The organism is Blautia sp. OF09-25XD, assembly GCF_003482095.1.
Lineage (GTDB): Bacteria > Bacillota > Clostridia > Lachnospirales > Lachnospiraceae > Fusicatenibacter > Fusicatenibacter saccharivorans.
This window is the reverse complement of record NZ_QUMG01000022.1, coordinates 37,573-53,264: the sequence shown is the minus strand read 5'-3', so window position 1 is coordinate 53,264 and position 15,692 is coordinate 37,573. Positions and strand designations below refer to the sequence as shown.

The following is a 15,692-nucleotide window of genomic DNA, read 5'->3' as shown; positions in this document are numbered from 1 at the left end:
AAAACAGATAACCATCCAATACAACAGCGGCTCCGGGGAAGGAGGGATAGAATATGGAGGTTATTACATACAAATGCCCGAACTGCGGAGGCGATCTGACCTTCGATCCGGCAAGCGGAAAGTATAAATGCGAGTACTGCCTGTCCTCGTTTACACAGGAAGAAGCCGAAAAGGCGAACCCGAAAGCAGCGGAAGCGCTGAACGGGGAGGACGATGCTGCCGGTGCACAGGAAGCATCCGATGCACAGAAGGAAAGCAGTACGGAGGAAACAAAAGGGGAAACAGAGCAGGGCGAAGCAGTTGTCTACACCTGCCCGAACTGCGGCGCCGAGATTGTGACCGATGCGACGACGGCAGCGACATACTGTTTCTACTGCCACAATCCGGTGGTGCTTTCCGGCCGGCTTTCGGGAGAATATATGCCGGATTTTGTGCTGCCGTTCAAAATCAGCAAGGAGCAGGCAATCGAGAAATTTTTGTCATTTACCCGGAAGAAACACTTTATTCCGAAGGACTTTTTCGAAAAGAGTCAGGTACAGAAGATGACAGGTGTCTATTTCCCGTACTGGATTTACGGCGGAGACTTTGAGACGGATTACATAGCGCGCGGCCGGAAGGTGAGAGTCTGGCAGACCGGTGATGTGGAGTACACAGAGACCAGCATCTACGATGTCCGCCGGGAGGGAGAGGTCCGTGTGGACGGTCTGTCGCGTAACGCTCTGAACAAGGCAGACCGCGATCTGATCGAATGCGTACAGCCATACCGTCTGGAGGAGATGCAGCCGTTTTCCATGGGGTACCTTTCCGGCTTTCAGGCGGAAAAGCGTGATATCGAACAGCAGCAGATCGCACCGGAACTGAAAAAAGAACTGGAGACGATGGCACGCGGCGCCATGCGGAACGAGGCGAACGAGTATCTCTCCCTCGAGCAGGAGAAAATGAAGCTTTCTCCAAAGCGGGAGGACTGGCGTTACGTACTGTTTCCGGTCTGGACACTGACGTATCCGGGAAAAGACGGGAAGGTTTACTACTATGCGATGAACGGCCAGACCGGAACGATCAACGGCGATTTTCCCTATGAGCGGAAGAGAGCCCTTCTGACGTCGGCTGTGAGTGCTCTTCTGGTTCTGATTGTGATGCTGATAGGAGGGTATTTCGCATGAGAAGAATGAAAAAAGCAGGACAATATCTGCTCGGGATTTTTGCGGCCCTTCTGCTGTGCGGGATTTTTTCTGTGAATACCGTAAAAGCCGAATCCCAGCATATCTACGACAATGCATCGCTTCTTTCTGATGCGGAGGAGCAGGACCTCGAGAGATCCTGCGCGGAGTTCGAGAACAATACGGAAATTCATATGGTCATCCTGACCGAGCGCAGCAGCGGTTCCGAGGACTGTCAGGCGATTGCAGATGATTTTTATGACAAAAAGTATCCGAAAGAGCCAAACGGTGTCTGCTTCCTCATCGACATGGGACAGCGCCAGATCGTGATTTCGACGTCCGGTATTATGCAGTATTATATGTCGGACACGGAAATTGACGATATTCTGCAGGCGGCGCAGGGGTACGCGAAAGACGGCGACTATGCGGGAACTTTTGCAAAAATGATTACGATGACGCAGGAATGCTTCGACCGCGGCGTTTCCGATGCGGACTATCTGATTACAGAAGATGGTTCCATTATTCATTACCGTAAGATCAACAGCACGGAGGCTCTTATTGCTGTTATCGCAGCTGCTGCGACAGGAATTCTTGTTTATTTTGGAATTTGGAAAAGCTATCGACGAAAGAAAAACCGTGGTGCAAAGAGTTATGCGGATCTGAAGCGCGTGAAAATCAGAGACCGCAGGGATGCACTGATCGATCGCCATGTATCGATGCACAAAATCCAGAAGGATGATGGCAACCACGGCGGAGGCGTTTCTGGCGGCGGAGGTGGCGGTGGAAGCACCGTTCACACTTCGTCAAGCGGAAACAGCCACGGCGGCGGAAGCATTGGCTTCTGAAAAGCGATTCGAAAAAATTCCTTGCGTATTGTGTCGGAATATGGTACGATCTTTCCTGTGAAAACAAATGTATTTCCTGGAAAGAGTATAAAGGTAGAGGATTGCCATGAGAGAAGAAAAAACAAAGTACTATGTAATCAAAGAAAAAGCGGTTCCCGAGGTCCTTTTGAAGGTCATCGAGGCCAAACGGCTGATGGATATGCAGGAGCTTACCGTGCAGCAGGCAACGGAAAAAGCGGGAATCAGCAGAAGCTCTTTCTACAAATACAAAGATGATATTCTTCCTTTTCATGACAATGCAAAAGGAAAAACGATTACATTTATTCTGCAGATGGACGATGAGCCGGGACTGCTTTCCGATGTGCTGAAGATTATCGCCGAGTTTCACGGAAACATTCTGACCATTCATCAGACGATTCCGTTAAACGGCGTGGCGTCACTGACAATCAGCGTGGATATCGCGGAAGACCGGGGAGATGCCTCGGAGATGATCAATGAGATTGAGTCCAGACAGGGAGTTCATTATTTTAAAATCTTAGGACAGGAGTCCTGAAAAAGAAAAAGCAAGAGAGGGACAAAAGAGATGATTCAGATTGCAGTATTAGGATATGGCACCGTTGGTTCCGGCGTGGTAGAAGTCATCAACACGAACCATGACAGCATCAACAAGAGAGCAGAGAACGAGATTAATATCAAATACGTTCTGGATTTAAGAGATTTCCCGGGAGATCCAGTGGAAAAAGTGCTGGTACATGATTACGAAGTGATCGCAAACGATCCGGAGGTTGATATTGTTGTCGAGGTCATGGGCGGCGTTGAGCCGGCTTACACCTTCACAAAACGTGCGCTGGAGGCTGGAAAGAGCGTCTGCACATCCAACAAAGAGCTGGTGGCAAGACACGGTACCGAGCTTCTTGCAATTGCAAAAGAGCACGGCGCAAACTATCTGTTTGAGGCAAGCTGCGGCGGCGGTATCCCGATCATCCGTCCGTTAAACTCCTCCCTGACTGCAGATGAGATCGATGAAGTAACTGGTATCTTAAATGGTACCACGAACTATATCTTAAGCAAAATGGCAAGCGACGGTTCCGATTTCGCGGATGTATTAAAAGAGGCACAGCGCCTCGGCTACGCAGAGCGCAACCCGGAAGCAGATGTAGAAGGCTACGATGCGTGCCGTAAAATTGCGATTCTTTCTTCTCTTGCTTATGGAAAAGAAGTCAATTACGAAGAGGTTTACACCGAGGGAATCACAAAGATCACCGCAGAGGATATCAAATATGCGACCTCGATGGGAACCGCAATCAAACTGCTCGCAACAAGCCGCAAGGTGGGTAATCAGTATTACGCCATGGTAAGCCCGGTGATGATTGACGCGAAAAACCCGCTGTACAGCGTAAACGGTGTCTTCAACGCCATCTTCATCCACGGAAATGTACTGGGTGATGCGATGTTCTACGGAAGCGGAGCAGGAAAGCTTCCGACCGCAAGTGCCGTTGTAGCCGATGTCGTAGACTGCGCAAAGAACAAAGGCAGAAACATCATGATGAGCTGGAGCGAGGAAAAACTGGACCTGCTGCAGATCGATGATGTAAAGAGCCGCTTCTTCGTCCGCGTGTCCGGCCACGCCGCAGAGCGCCAGAGTGAGATCGAGGAGCTGTTCGGAAAAGCAGAAATCGTAGCAGTTCCAAGTCTGTCCGAGGAGTTCGCATTCATCACAGGCGAAATCACAGAGCAGGAGTACAGAGAAAAAGCAGAGAAACTCGACGGAATCCAGAGCAGAATCCGCGCGAGAATTTAAGATCTCGAAATAGACATAACTAAAAAGACGTTTCACAGCCGTAAAGCAAGGGGTGTGATCTTTTTAGTTATCTTAAAATTTATTTTTAAAGATCTGTGCCGGATCCAAAGGAATCCGTATCATATCCCACCGGTTCCGATGCCGGATACAGGACATCTTTCCGTTCCTGATAGAACGCAGCCATCGTGATCTGCATATAGGGCATTACCCACAAAAAGCCGATGGCACAGGAACAGGATGCGAGAATCTCAAGCCCTAAGAAACTTAAGAGAAGCAGAATGTAGCGGAAAAAGTTCTTCTTCATCATCGCAAAGCTCTGACGGATCGCCTGGATCGGGCCGATGCCGGGAGCGTCGTTCATCACAAAGGTGGAAAGGGAAAACGGAACCAGCACCAGCGTGGAAACGAGAGAGCCGATCAGCTTGTAAACGTAAACGTTCATCAGAGAAGAAAGCTCGGCTTCGATGGAAAGTGCTGTTCCAAGCGTCAGTTCCGCACTCGGGGAGGAAAGATACTGGAAGCCCGGAATGCTGGAAATCAGGGCGATCACGGAGCTGATGCCGTTGATGATAAGGAACATCAGCACGTACTGGTCCGGGTGGTGATAGAAAGCGTAGAGCATATCACCGACGGAAATCGGTTCCCCGCGCAGCGTCGAGAGGCAGATCTTTAAGTAGCCCGCCTGAAAGAGGCTGAGGAGCAGGGAAAACAGGAACAGCGTCAGATTCAGGAAAATGATATCGTACAGCGTTGTGCCTGAAAAAATCAGTGTCGGGATGAGGGAGCAGGAGAAGGTGAGAAACAGGTTGATCGCGGTTGCGCCCACCAGCGTGCCGCATCGGCCTGCCATGGCCTCACGGGCCTGCTTTTTCAGTTCTGAAAATTTCTGTTTTTGTCCGTTCATGAAAAATCCTTTCTGGTACCTAAATGGTATTTCCGTCGGTGGTTGTTCCGTTATCCGGTGTCATCTGGTATTCCTGCATGTACTGATTGTAATACCGCTCGAGCAGGTTGGTGCTGCCGCCGCTGACCATGTTGAAAAGCAGGAAAGAAGCATACATGCAGATACCGACAATTATGCCGATGGTACAGCCCGCCAGACCGGCTTTTGCCGTGCCGCTCATGCGTCCTGCGCCGCGGCTTAAAAGGGCGAAGATCACGCCGAGCGAGCCGAAAAACAGGGAACCCATGTTGAGCATGAACAAAAAAGAGCAGATCGCCATGACCATCGAAGCGGCCGCAAGGGCCTGCGAACCCGTCCTGCGCGGCGGCTGTACGGGAGGCTGCTGCTGGTAATGCTGATACGGTCCGGGACGCTGGCCCTCAGGCACGCCGTACGGATGGGAGGACTGATAGGAATCTCCGGACTCATTGGTGTTTGGATCGTAATTTTCTGGTGTCATAAAATGTCCTTTCTTCTGCAAAAAAGCGCGGTTTCACACGCAGTCTGTCAAAAAAGCTATAGTAAAGATTTTATCATGTAAGGTTGACAAAAACAAGACCTATTGATAAGGTAATAGAGTGGCTGTTCCGCCAAGGGTCCCGCTTTTTATGCGGGAAAAACAGAGAAGGAACAGCGTGTTTTGGAAGAGACAACAGGAGGAATTTACCTATGGATATGAATCAGGTATTGGCAGCTGAGCTGAACGTCAAACCGTGGCAGGTAGAAGCTGCAGTGAAACTGATTGACGAGGGAAACACGATCCCTTTTATTTCACGATATCGAAAAGAAGCAACAGGTTCCTTAAACGATGAGATACTGCGAAATCTGTACGATCGTCTGATGTACCTGCGCAGTTTAAATGACCGCAAGGCCGTTGTCCTTGCGAGCATCGAGGAGCAGGGCAAGCTGACCGCAGAACTGAAAAAATCCATCGAAGAGGCCGCAACTCTCGTGGTTGTAGAGGATTTATACCGCCCGTACCGCCCGAAACGCCGGACGCGTGCGACGATCGCAAAAGAAAAAGGACTGGAGCCGCTGGCAAACATCATTCTTCTGCAGATGACAAAAGAGCCGCTCGAAAAAGAGGCAGAGGCTTTTGTTTCAGAAGAAAAGGAAGTCAAAACGGTAAAAGACGCCATTGCTGGTGCCTGCGACATCATCGCCGAGAGCATTTCCGATGAGGCCGATTACCGTATGGAGATCCGCCGCAGAACCGAGGCGAAGGGCCTGATCGTCTCGACAGCAAAGGATGAGAAAGCAGAGTCCGTTTACGAGAATTACTATGAGTTTTCCGAGCCGGTATCGAAAATTGCCGGACACCGTGTGCTGGCACTGAACCGCGGTGAGAAAGAAAAATTCCTGAACGTCAAAATTGAGGCGCCGACGGAAGAAATCCTGCGTTATCTCGAGAAAAAAATCATCACCAAAGAGAATCCGCAGACAAAGCCGGTTCTGCAGGCGACCATCGAGGATGCCTACAACCGTCTGATCGCTCCGGCCATCGAGCGTGAGGTCAGAAATCAGCTCACCGAAAAGGCAGAGGATGGTGCGATCAAGGTCTTTGGAAAGAACCTTGAGCAGCTTCTGATGCAGCCGCCGATCGCAGGCCAGGTTGTCCTTGGATGGGACCCGGCGTTCCGTACGGGATGCAAGCTGGCTGTTGTCGATGCGACTGGAAAAGTGCTCGATACCACCGTGGTTTATCCGACCGCGCCGACGAACGAGAAGAAGATTGCGGCAGCGAAAGCCACTGTAAAAGATCTGATCCACAAATACGGTGTCACCCTGATTTCTGTCGGAAACGGAACTGCAAGCCGTGAGTCCGAGCAGATCATCGTCGAGATCTTAAAAGAGATTCCGGAGAAGGTTGCGTATGTGATCACAAACGAGGCAGGAGCATCCGTTTACTCTGCAAGCAAGCTGGCAACCGAGGAATTTCCGAACTTTGATGTCGGACAGCGAAGCGCCGCTTCCATCGCACGCCGCGTGCAGGATCCGCTGGCAGAGCTTGTCAAAATTGATCCGAAATCGATCGGCGTCGGCCAGTATCAGCACGATATGAACCAGAAGAAGCTCGGCGAGGCGCTCGGCGGTGTCGTTGAGGATTGCGTGAATAAAGTCGGTGTCGATCTGAATACGGCATCCGCGTCGCTGCTGGAATACATTTCCGGTGTCAGCAAGGTGATAGCAAAAAACATCGTGGCATACCGCGAGGAGAACGGCCGTTTCGAGAGCAGAAAAGAGCTCCTGAAAGTGGCAAAACTCGGACCGAAGGCGTTTGAGCAGTGCGCGGGCTTTATGCGCATCACCGGCGGCAAAAATCCGCTGGACGGCACAAGCGTTCATCCGGAGAGCTACGAGGCAGTAGAGAAGCTGTTTGCAAAGTTAAATATGAAGACAGAGCAGATCAGCGAGGGACCGACGGCGTTCTTCATCAAAGATTACAAAAAGATGGCAGAGGAGATCGGTGTCGGCGAGATTACGCTGCGCGATATCATCAAAGAGCTGCAGAAGCCTGGCCGTGACCCGCGTGACGAGATGCCGCGCCCGATCCTGCGTACCGACGTGCTCGATATGAAGGATCTGAAGGTCGGCATGATCTTAAAGGGAACCGTGCGCAACGTCATTGACTTCGGTGCATTCGTCGATATCGGCGTGCATCAGGACGGACTCGTCCACATTTCCCAGATGACGAAACGCTTCATCAAGCATCCGCTGGAGGCTGTGAGCGTCGGCGATATCGTGGAAGTGAAGGTCATCAGCCTTGATCTGGCGAAGAAGCGGATCGGGCTGTCGATGCTGCTGGATAAATAAAGTGTGATACGTGGGCTGCCCGAAAGAAAACAGGGGCAGCCCGCGGTGTATCAAAGGGGGATTACCATGAATGAGGAAGAAGTGCTGGTAGGACGGATTCAGGATCTGGCAGAGCAGTGTTATCACAGGGATGTTCCGTCACACACGGAGTTTCTGACGCTGGCGGAGCAGGATCTGTTCTACCGTACGGTAAATAAAATCCCGGGCGTGCGTTACGTGCTGTCCGGCGGATACGAGGCGGCAGAGCGGAAAGCGGCGCTGTTTCTGCCATCCTATGCAGAGGACGGTGATGCGTCGATGCTTCCGATCGCAGTCGTGCGCATCAGCCCGCTGAATGAAAAATTTGCGGATGCGCTGTCACACCGTGATTTCTTAGGATCACTGATGAATCTCGGCGTGGAGCGGTATAAGCTGGGAGACATTCTGATCGATGGAAACCAGGCGTATCTGATCTGTATGGCGGATATGGCGGACTACATCTGTGCGGAGCTGAAAAAAGTGCGCCATACGAGCGTGTACTGTGAAGTCGAGGCGGGACTGCCGGAGGAGCTGACGGAGCCGAAAACCGAGCGGAAAGAAGGCTCCGTCGCTTCCGTGCGGCTCGATGCGGTGCTGTCGCTGGCGTTCAGCAGTTCGCGGAGCAAAATGGTGCCGCTGATCGAGGGCGGCCAGGTGTTTATTAATGGAAAACTGGTGACGTCGCCGAGCGCGTCATTAAAAGAGGACGATCTCGTGACCGTGCGCCATATGGGAAAATTCCGCTATGTTGGCGTGCAGAATCAGACGAAAAAGGGAAGGCTGTACGTGGCTGTTGAACGATTTGTCTCATAATAGATATTTTGAGGAATTTTACCGGAAAAGACCATTGACAGTGTTTGTAAAAAGACGGTATTATAGAGGGTATGTAGAAGGTCCGCAGTTATGAGAATTTTCATGAAATTTTTCATACAGAAGCGGACTGCGAAGATTACGTATCAGGAAGGCAGGAAGAAAAATGGGAAAAATTATACTGACCGGTGACAGACCGACCGGCAAGCTGCATGTAGGACATTACGTTGGTTCACTGCGCCGCCGCGTGGAGCTGCAGAACTCCGGTGAATTCGATAAAATTTACATCATGATTGCAGATGCACAGGCGCTGACCGACAATGCGGACAACCCGGAGAAGGTGCGCCAGAACATTCTGGAGGTAGCACTGGATTACCTTTCCTGCGGACTTGATCCGGAAAAGAGCACCATCTTTATCCAGTCTCAGATTCCGGAACTGTGCGAGCTTTCTTTTTATTATATGAATCTCGTTACGGTTTCCAGACTGCAGAGAAACCCAACCGTAAAATCGGAGATCCAGATGAGAAACTTTGAGGCGAGCATCCCGGTTGGATTCTTCACCTACCCGATCAGCCAGGCAGCCGACATCACTGCATTCAAGGCAACGACCGTTCCGGTTGGAGAGGATCAGATGCCGATGATCGAGCAGACACAGGAGATCGTCCACAAATTCAATACGGTTTATGGCGAGGCACTTGTGCAGCCGAAGATTATGCTGCCGGAGAATGATTCCTGCAGACGTCTGCCGGGTATCGACGGAAAAGCGAAGATGAGTAAATCGCTCGGAAACTGCATTTACCTGTCCGAGGAGCCGGATGAGATCAAGAAAAAAGTCATGAGCATGTACACCGACCCGGATCACATCAAGATCACCGACCCGGGCAAGATCGAGGGAAATACCGTATTTACTTATCTCGATGCATTCTGCCAGCCGGAGCACTTCGAGCGCTATCTGCCGGATTACGCAAATCTCGACGAGCTGAAAGCACATTACCAGAGAGGCGGCCTTGGCGATGTCAAAGTGAAGAAGTTCCTGAACAATGTACTGCAGGAGACCTTAGAGCCGATCCGCAACCGCAGAAAAGAGCTGGAAAAAGACATTCCGGCGATCTATGAGATGCTGAAAAAAGGCAGCGAAGAGGCAGAAAAAGTTGCCGCTCAGACACTGGCGGATGTCAAAGCAGCCATGAAAATCAACTATTTTGATGATCTGGACCTGATCCGTTCCCAGGCAGAGCGTTACGGCAAATAATTACCAATAGAAGATAAATGGAAAAAGCGGACATTATGGTTCCGCTTTTTCTGTTGCAGGGCGGACGAAAGTTCGGAGTCCTGCGGTCAGAGAGGATAGCATATGGTCATACATGGATTTCAAAAGCTGACGCTGCTGGATTACCCGGGCAAGGTGGCGTGCACATTGTTTTCGGGCGGATGTAATTTCCGCTGCCCATTCTGCCAGAACGGAAATCTCGTGCAGCATCCCGAATGGGAGCCGGTGATTCCGGAGGAGGAGATTTTTGCAGTGCTCGAAAAGCGGTGCGGCGTGCTGGACGGCGTCTGCGTGACGGGCGGTGAGCCGACGCTGGATCCGGATCTGGAGCGGTTCGTGACGAAAATTAAGGAACTGGGATATCTTGTGAAGCTCGATACGAATGGATACCGGCCGGAGATTTTGAAAAAGCTGGTGGAAGAGAAGAAAATCGATTACGTCGCCATGGACATCAAAAACGCGCGTCCCGGTACGGCGAGACGGCGGGCGTGAAAAAGATCGATGTGATGCGGATCAATGAGTCGGTCGAGTTTTTAAAGAGCGGCGTGGTGGACTATGAGTTCCGGACAACGCTCTGCAAAGAGCTGCATGGAAGGGAAGAGATCGAAGCGATCGGAAAGTGGCTTTCCGGGGCAAAACGGTACTTCCTGCAGAATTACCGGGAATCGGATTATGTGATTGATCCGAGGTTCTCGGGGTATGCGAGGGAGCAGCTCGAGCGGTTCTGCGAGATCCTGCGCGGAAAGATTGAGACGGTGGAGATCCGCGGCGTGGATTAAAAAACGCTTTAAAGCGTGCGGTACCAGTAGCCGAAGCGGGCATCGGGCGCGAGCTCGGATGGGCGCATCGCCTGCTTAAAGTGGAAAAAGCCGAAGAGGCTTGCCATGAACTGCTCATTCGGCGTGTAGACGCCGGGGACGCCGAAATACCAGAGTTCCTGCTGGTCGCGGTTCCGGGCGAGGAGCAGATGGCGATAGGACGAGGAGCCATGGAGGACGAAGCGGTTCGCATCCACCGAAAGACCGGCGGCGCGGAGCTGTGGAAGATCGTCGAGTGATAGGCGCAGGCAGTCGGTCAGATCATCATCTGGGAACGGATGGAACTCCGGGAACTGGTCCTGAAGCTGGAGATAGAGAGCAGCCCGGGACGGCGGCACGGCTGCTGCGGCGGGAAAATCGGCGGAAGTCATATGTAGCGGCTGGGCGGTAGAATCCGGGATGGGCTGCGGCGGTTCCGGGTTGGCAGAGGGATAGCTTTCTGCGGTTTTCACAGATTCCGCGGATGCGGGATAGAGTGTGTTGGCGGATGATTGCGTGATCCTGTCTGCAGGAACGGTGTTTACCGTGTCAGTTGATGTGGATTCTGTGGAGACGGTGGATTCCGGGTTGGAATTTTGTGGATAAGGTCCGGAATTGCTGCTGAATTCTGTGGAAAGTTCATCGAACTGTGCTTTTGAAGCGTCTGATGATGGCAGGGACTGCGCAGGTACGGCGGGATCCAGAGGTTCGGGTGTTTCGGCAGTTTTCTCTTCGGTCGGTCTGGTACCATTGTCTGCGGATGTTTTGGGCTCCTGCGGGAGCGTGGGCGAGAAAAACTCCGGCTGAATCGGAAGATCGTCCCACTGGGTGGCGATGACGCCGGTCTGGCGGCAGAGCAGGATCAGACCGCCAAGCTCGTCGAGCGTGACATCCGTCTGCCCAATGGCATCGGAGTGCGTGGAGAGTTTTCCACTCGTAGAAGAGCGCCCCGCAAGGAGATTTCCGAGCGGAATGCCGTACATCCGCCCTGACCGGCGGATAAAACCGTAGACCGTGACCGAGGTCTCCGGCGGAAGAGACGGCGGTTTGATCTGGAAGTCCATGCGGCAGAAGCCGTTCTGCGACTCCACGCGGACAAAGCCGCAGCATCCGCCCTTGCGGTTGTTCGGGTATTCGTATAGATAGGCAATGAAACGCCGGTAATCAGACATAAAAACCTCCTGCATAGAAGTAAAAAGAGTAGAAAAAGATACTGCGCTACAGTTCACGATATGCTGGAAGGACAGAAAATATACGCAGAGAAGAAAGGAAGTGCACAATGGAAGAAGAAACAAAGCTGGAAACGCCGGAGGAAAAAGCGCACCGGAAAGAACGGGAACGCTTCATGCGCCAGGCGATTACGCAGGCGAAGAAAGCGGAAAAGCTGATGGAAGTTCCGATCGGCTGTGTGATTGTGTACGAGGGAAAGGTGATTGCGCGGGGCTATAACCGCAGAAATACGGATAAAAACACGCTGTCCCACGCGGAACTGAATGCGATCCGGAAAGCAAGCAAAAAGCTCGGCGACTGGCGGCTGGAGGGCTGTACGTTGTATGTCACCCTGGAACCGTGCCAGATGTGCGCCGGTGCGATCGTACAGGCGAGAGTCAGCGAAGTCGTCATCGGCAGCATGAACCCGAAGGCGGGCTGCGCGGGATCGATCTTAAATATGCTGGAAATGCACGAGTTTAACCATCAGGTGAAGGTCGAGCGCGGCGTGCTGAAAGAAGAGTGCTCGGAGATGCTGAGTGCGTTTTTCCGGAGACTGCGGGTGGTGAAAAAGAAGAAAAAAGAAGAGAGGAAGAGGGCGGAAGAAGGGAAAGAATAAAAGAAGAGGCAGCATCGGGATGGGATGCTGCCTGAGGAAGATTATTTGTTTGAGTAAGTTGCACTTTCGAATATTTCCGTAAAAAATACAATCCCCGCATTTCCAGCAGAAACCATCGAAAAAATCATTGACGAATCCCGAAAAAAGCACTATAATATATGATGTATTTGACAAAATACGGAGAAGTACCCAAGAGGCTGAAGGGTCTGGCTTCGAACACCAGTAGGTCGGAAACGGCGCAAGGGTTCAAATCCCTTCTTCTCCGCTATGCAAAAAAGAGACAGCAAAAAGATTGAAAAATCGAAAAAGCTGTCTCTTTTTCTGTGAGAAATTATGAAACAGATGCAAAACAAAAGAAACAAAGACAGAAAAAGCATCGCCAGTTCACGAAAAGGGACCGATGCACAACAAAGCAAAATAAAAAGGAGAGACAATACATGGCGCAGTTACCACAGGAATTTCTGACCCGCATGCAGGACATGCTGGGCGATGAATTTGATGCATTTTTAACTTCCTACGACGCACCCCGCACAGCCGGGTTGCGTGTGAATACAAAAAAATGCCGGACCGAAGATTTCCCGCCGCTTGTTCCGGGAACGTGGAAGAAAATTCCGTGGATTCCAAACGGCTATTTCGTGCCGGACGGCATGCGCATGGGCCAGTCTCCACTGTATGCGGCAGGCGTCTTCTATCTGCAGGAGCCAAGCGCCATGACCCCGGCGTCCCGCCTCCCGATCGAACCGGGTGAGCGTGTGCTCGATCTCTGCGCCGCACCGGGCGGCAAGGCAACCGAGCTGAATGCGCGCCTGAAAGGAACCGGCCTTCTCGTCGCCAATGACATCAGCAACGCCCGCGCCAAAGCACTGCTGCGTAATCTGGAGCTGTTCGGAAGTGAAAACGTGCTTGTCACCAATGAGACACCGGCAGGCCTTGCAGACGTCTTCCCGGGCTTCTTCGATAAAATCCTCGTGGATGCACCGTGCTCCGGCGAGGGCATGTTCCGGAAAGATGAGGCAGTCATCGGCACCTGGACCCCGGAGCGGCCGGATTTCTTTGCGGAGCTGCAGCGCGAGATCACCTCGAATGCTGTCAAAATGCTGCGTCCGGGCGGCCTCATGATGTATTCGACGTGTACCTTCGCCCCGCAGGAGGACGAGGGAACCGTTTCTTTTCTTCTGGAAAACTTCCCGGAAATGGAACTGATCGAGATGGAAGGCTACGAAGGTTTTTCAAAAGGCAATCCAGTCTGGGGAAACGGCGATCCGGAGATCGAAAAGACCGTGCGCATCTGGCCGCATAAAATGAACGGCGAGGGCCATTACCTTGCCCTGTTCCGCAAAAAAGGCGAAGCCATTCCTTATGAGGCAGAAGAAAAACCGATCGAAAAGAAAAACAAAAAACAGAAAAACCGGAAAAAAGACCGCGGAACGGAAGCACCGGGTCCGTCGAAAGCAGAAAAACAGATCCTTTCCGATTTCCTGTCCCGGATGACAGCACCGATCCCGGTGGAGGAACTGGAAGTCCGCGCCGGAAAAGTATACCATTCCCCGTCCCTGCCGGATGGCGTGCGGAATCTTCATTTCCTGCGGAACGGTCTGTATCTCGGTGAACTGAAAAAAGACCGTTTCGAGCCGTCACAGCCGTTTGCCGTGACACTCTCCGCGGACAAGTTCAAAGATTACATGAATTTAAAGGCAGATGACGAGCGTACCGAAAAATATCTCCACGGTGAGACAATTTCCGTAGAGCCGGGAGAGACCGCATCGCCGTCGGGCTGGAAGCTGGTCTGCGTCGATGGATTCGGCCTTGGATGGGGCAAACTGGTCAATGGAACCTTGAAAAATAAGTACCCTGTTGGATGGAGAAAGTAGAAAAATCATGCCAGTTTTTGCAGGAAAAACGTCGAAATATTACAAAGTTATTAACAGAAATTAAAAAAGACTTTCATTTCAGACATACTTGTGTTATAATGGCAAAGTACGGCGGGAAAAAAGGCCCATTTTCCGCAGTAACTTGGAGTGACAATCAGCAACAGAACGTAATAAGTATGAGGTGTACGACATGAAAAAAAAGAAATTATTCAGCCTGGTTTTGGCCACAGTGCTTACGGCAGCAACCGTTCTGCCATGCTATGGTGCCAGTACAAAGGAGAAAATTTCAAATGCTCAGGCAGAACAGGCTGCCGCACAGTCTCAGCTTGACAGCATACAGAGCAGGATTGACGAACTCAATTCCAAAAAGGGACAATCAGAAGAATATCTTTCCGAACTGAACCAGCAGCTGGACGATCTGCAGAACCGTCTGCAGGAGCTTCAGGATCAGTATGATGCGAAGCAGAACGAACTGGTACAGATTCAGGCAGATCTGGAAGATGCAAAAGCAAAAGAAGAAGAGCAGTACGAGGCGATGAAGCTCCGTATCCAGTATATGTATGAAAATTCTTCCGGAAACGGATACATGGCAATGCTCTTTTCTTCCAAAAGCATTTCAGAGCTGATCAGCCGGGCAGAATACATACAGAAAATTTCCGATTTCGACCGCGATCTTATGCAGGAGTATGAAGACACGGTAGACCAGGTAAAAGAAAAAGAAACACAGGTGCAGGAAGAGCAGGCAGCGATCGTAGAACTGCAGCAGCAGAGCAGCGATCAGCAGGAAGCAATCCAGGAGCTGTACGCAGCAGCTTATCAGGAACTCCGTACCTACTCCGCAGAGCTGGACGATGCAAAATCCAGCGAGAGTGCACTGGTAGATGAAATCAACAGCAAAGCAGATGCAATCAACGACCTGATCCGTCAGGCGAAAGAAGAGGAGATTGCAGCGCAGAAGAAAGCAGAAGAGGAAGCAGCCGCAGCCGCCGCCGCACAGCAGGCTGCCGCAGAAGCTGAGGCAGAGGCCGCCAGAAAACAGGCAGCCGAGGCCGCAAGAGTCGCAGCCGCAGAAGCAGCAAATGCCGCAGCGAAAGCAGATACCGATACAAGCAGCAGCTCCGGAAACAGTTCTTCGGACAGCAGCGCATCCTCCACGACAACGGGGAGTCCATCCGCGTCAGATACTTCCAGCAGCTCCTCCAGCGGAACATACCTTGGAAGATTTAAACTGACAGGCTATTGCTCCTGTTCCATCTGTACCGGACAGTGGTCCGGCGGATCCACCGCGAGCGGAACCACACCGACCGCAGGAAGAACGATCGCCATGGGCGGTGTACCATTCGGAACGAAACTGATGATCAACGGCCAGGTTTACACGGTAGAAGACCGCGGAACCGCTTACGGCCACGTAGACATCTTCTGCAGCAGCCATTCCGAGGCGCTGAGCTTCGGCGTGCAGTATGCAGATGTATATCAGCTGAGCTGAGAAACAAAGATAAGAGATATGCCGGAACAGAACTTCCGGCATATCTCTT

At 51.7% G+C, this 15,692-nt stretch carries 15 protein-coding genes and 1 tRNA gene; 13 read left to right on the top strand and 3 right to left on the bottom strand.

Features of this window, described 5'->3' with window-relative positions:
* Positions 1-53: 53 nt before the first annotated feature.
* From DXA93_RS15590 to DXA93_RS15575, 4 genes are all read left to right on the top strand, one after another.
* A complete protein-coding gene (locus DXA93_RS15590) occupies positions 54-1,163 on the top strand; it encodes a TFIIB-type zinc ribbon-containing protein (RefSeq protein ID WP_118700577.1) in 1,110 nt (369 codons plus the stop codon).
* Positions 1,160-2,005 (top strand): TPM domain-containing protein, encoded by an 846-nt coding sequence (locus DXA93_RS15585; protein ID WP_118700576.1) that lies wholly within the window; start codon positions 1,160-1,162, stop codon positions 2,003-2,005. The genes DXA93_RS15590 and DXA93_RS15585 overlap by 4 nt, the downstream gene beginning before the upstream one ends.
* A 106-nt stretch (positions 2,006-2,111) precedes the next feature.
* On the top strand, positions 2,112-2,558 hold the full coding sequence (locus DXA93_RS15580; RefSeq protein ID WP_022461318.1) for an ACT domain-containing protein: 447 nt from the start codon (positions 2,112-2,114) through the stop codon (positions 2,556-2,558).
* Positions 2,559-2,588: 30 nt separating this feature from the next.
* Positions 2,589-3,806: a homoserine dehydrogenase gene (locus tag DXA93_RS15575; protein WP_117509598.1), complete on the top strand. Its 1,218-nt coding sequence runs from the start codon at positions 2,589-2,591 to the stop codon at positions 3,804-3,806.
* 85 nt (positions 3,807-3,891) lie between these two features.
* Here DXA93_RS15575 and DXA93_RS15570 read toward each other — a convergent pair whose 3' ends face one another.
* Positions 3,892-4,710, bottom strand: a complete 819-nt coding sequence (locus DXA93_RS15570; protein WP_055265104.1) for a DUF975 family protein — start codon at positions 4,708-4,710, stop codon at positions 3,892-3,894.
* Between the two features lie 19 nt (positions 4,711-4,729).
* Positions 4,730-5,209 (bottom strand): hypothetical protein, encoded by a 480-nt coding sequence (locus tag DXA93_RS15565; protein WP_055218430.1) that lies wholly within the window; start codon positions 5,207-5,209, stop codon positions 4,730-4,732.
* A 209-nt stretch (positions 5,210-5,418) separates the two neighbouring features.
* Between DXA93_RS15565 and DXA93_RS15560 the strand changes: the two genes are divergently transcribed.
* The 5 genes from DXA93_RS15560 to DXA93_RS20260 all read left to right on the top strand — a co-directional run bounded on the left by DXA93_RS15560 (position 5,419) and on the right by DXA93_RS20260 (position 10,440).
* Complete coding sequence (locus tag DXA93_RS15560) at positions 5,419-7,563, top strand: Tex family protein (protein ID WP_119208718.1); 2,145 nt, start codon at positions 5,419-5,421, stop codon at positions 7,561-7,563.
* A gap of 66 nt (positions 7,564-7,629) precedes the next feature.
* Positions 7,630-8,394, top strand: a complete 765-nt coding sequence (locus tag DXA93_RS15555) for a YlmH family RNA-binding protein (RefSeq protein WP_022461313.1) — start codon at positions 7,630-7,632, stop codon at positions 8,392-8,394.
* Positions 8,395-8,557: 163 nt separating this feature from the next.
* Positions 8,558-9,643 carry a tryptophan--tRNA ligase gene (trpS, locus tag DXA93_RS15550; protein WP_022461312.1) on the top strand — a complete coding sequence of 362 codons (1,086 nt, stop codon included), beginning with the start codon at positions 8,558-8,560 and terminating at the stop codon, positions 9,641-9,643.
* 102 nt (positions 9,644-9,745) lie between these two features.
* On the top strand, positions 9,746-10,153 hold the full coding sequence (locus tag DXA93_RS20265; RefSeq protein WP_330427404.1) for an anaerobic ribonucleoside-triphosphate reductase activating protein: 408 nt from the start codon (positions 9,746-9,748) through the stop codon (positions 10,151-10,153).
* Positions 10,150-10,440 carry a hypothetical protein gene (locus DXA93_RS20260; RefSeq protein ID WP_330427403.1) on the top strand — a complete coding sequence of 97 codons (291 nt, stop codon included), beginning with the start codon at positions 10,150-10,152 and terminating at the stop codon, positions 10,438-10,440. The genes DXA93_RS20265 and DXA93_RS20260 overlap by 4 nt, the downstream gene beginning before the upstream one ends.
* A gap of 8 nt (positions 10,441-10,448) precedes the next feature.
* Here DXA93_RS20260 and DXA93_RS15540 read toward each other — a convergent pair whose 3' ends face one another.
* Entirely contained in the window at positions 10,449-11,687 is a 1,239-nt protein-coding gene (locus DXA93_RS15540; protein ID WP_147399559.1) for a DUF6128 domain-containing protein, read from the bottom strand.
* Between the two features lie 50 nt (positions 11,688-11,737).
* Between DXA93_RS15540 and tadA the strand changes: the two genes are divergently transcribed.
* The 4 genes from tadA (at position 11,738) to DXA93_RS15520 (ending at position 15,643) form a co-directional block, all read left to right on the top strand.
* Entirely contained in the window at positions 11,738-12,286 is a 549-nt protein-coding gene (tadA, locus tag DXA93_RS15535) for a tRNA adenosine(34) deaminase TadA (RefSeq protein ID WP_117509593.1), read from the top strand.
* A gap of 179 nt (positions 12,287-12,465) precedes the next feature.
* Positions 12,466-12,551: transfer RNA gene (locus tag DXA93_RS15530), tRNA-Ser, on the top strand.
* A 172-nt stretch (positions 12,552-12,723) separates the two neighbouring features.
* Positions 12,724-14,157 (top strand): RsmF rRNA methyltransferase first C-terminal domain-containing protein, encoded by a 1,434-nt coding sequence (locus tag DXA93_RS15525; protein ID WP_119208714.1) that lies wholly within the window; start codon positions 12,724-12,726, stop codon positions 14,155-14,157.
* A 190-nt stretch (positions 14,158-14,347) separates the two neighbouring features.
* Complete coding sequence (locus tag DXA93_RS15520; RefSeq protein WP_119208712.1) at positions 14,348-15,643, top strand: PcsB-like coiled-coil domain-containing protein; 1,296 nt, start codon at positions 14,348-14,350, stop codon at positions 15,641-15,643.
* Positions 15,644-15,692 lie beyond the last annotated feature (49 nt).

Excerpts from the sequence above, each read along its gene's own strand:
- tadA (WP_117509593.1), top strand. The coding sequence starts at position 11,738 with ATGGAAGAAGAAACAAAGCTGGAAACGCCGGAGGAAAAAGCGCACCGG.
- trpS (WP_022461312.1), top strand. The coding sequence starts at position 8,558 with ATGGGAAAAATTATACTGACCGGTGACAGACCGACCGGCAAGCTGCAT.
- DXA93_RS15560 (WP_119208718.1), top strand. The coding sequence starts at position 5,419 with ATGGATATGAATCAGGTATTGGCAGCTGAGCTGAACGTCAAACCGTGG.
- DXA93_RS15565 (WP_055218430.1), bottom strand. The coding sequence starts at position 5,209 with ATGACACCAGAAAATTACGATCCAAACACCAATGAGTCCGGAGATTCC.
- DXA93_RS15575 (WP_117509598.1), top strand. The coding sequence starts at position 2,589 with ATGATTCAGATTGCAGTATTAGGATATGGCACCGTTGGTTCCGGCGTG.
- DXA93_RS15590 (WP_118700577.1), top strand. The coding sequence starts at position 54 with ATGGAGGTTATTACATACAAATGCCCGAACTGCGGAGGCGATCTGACC.
- DXA93_RS15580 (WP_022461318.1), top strand. The coding sequence starts at position 2,112 with ATGAGAGAAGAAAAAACAAAGTACTATGTAATCAAAGAAAAAGCGGTT.
- DXA93_RS15585 (WP_118700576.1), top strand. The coding sequence starts at position 1,160 with ATGAGAAGAATGAAAAAAGCAGGACAATATCTGCTCGGGATTTTTGCG.
- DXA93_RS15525 (WP_119208714.1), top strand. The coding sequence starts at position 12,724 with ATGGCGCAGTTACCACAGGAATTTCTGACCCGCATGCAGGACATGCTG.
- DXA93_RS15520 (WP_119208712.1), top strand. The coding sequence starts at position 14,348 with ATGAAAAAAAAGAAATTATTCAGCCTGGTTTTGGCCACAGTGCTTACG.
- DXA93_RS15570 (WP_055265104.1), bottom strand. The coding sequence starts at position 4,710 with ATGAACGGACAAAAACAGAAATTTTCAGAACTGAAAAAGCAGGCCCGT.
- DXA93_RS20265 (WP_330427404.1), top strand. The coding sequence starts at position 9,746 with ATGGTCATACATGGATTTCAAAAGCTGACGCTGCTGGATTACCCGGGC.
- DXA93_RS15555 (WP_022461313.1), top strand. The coding sequence starts at position 7,630 with ATGAATGAGGAAGAAGTGCTGGTAGGACGGATTCAGGATCTGGCAGAG.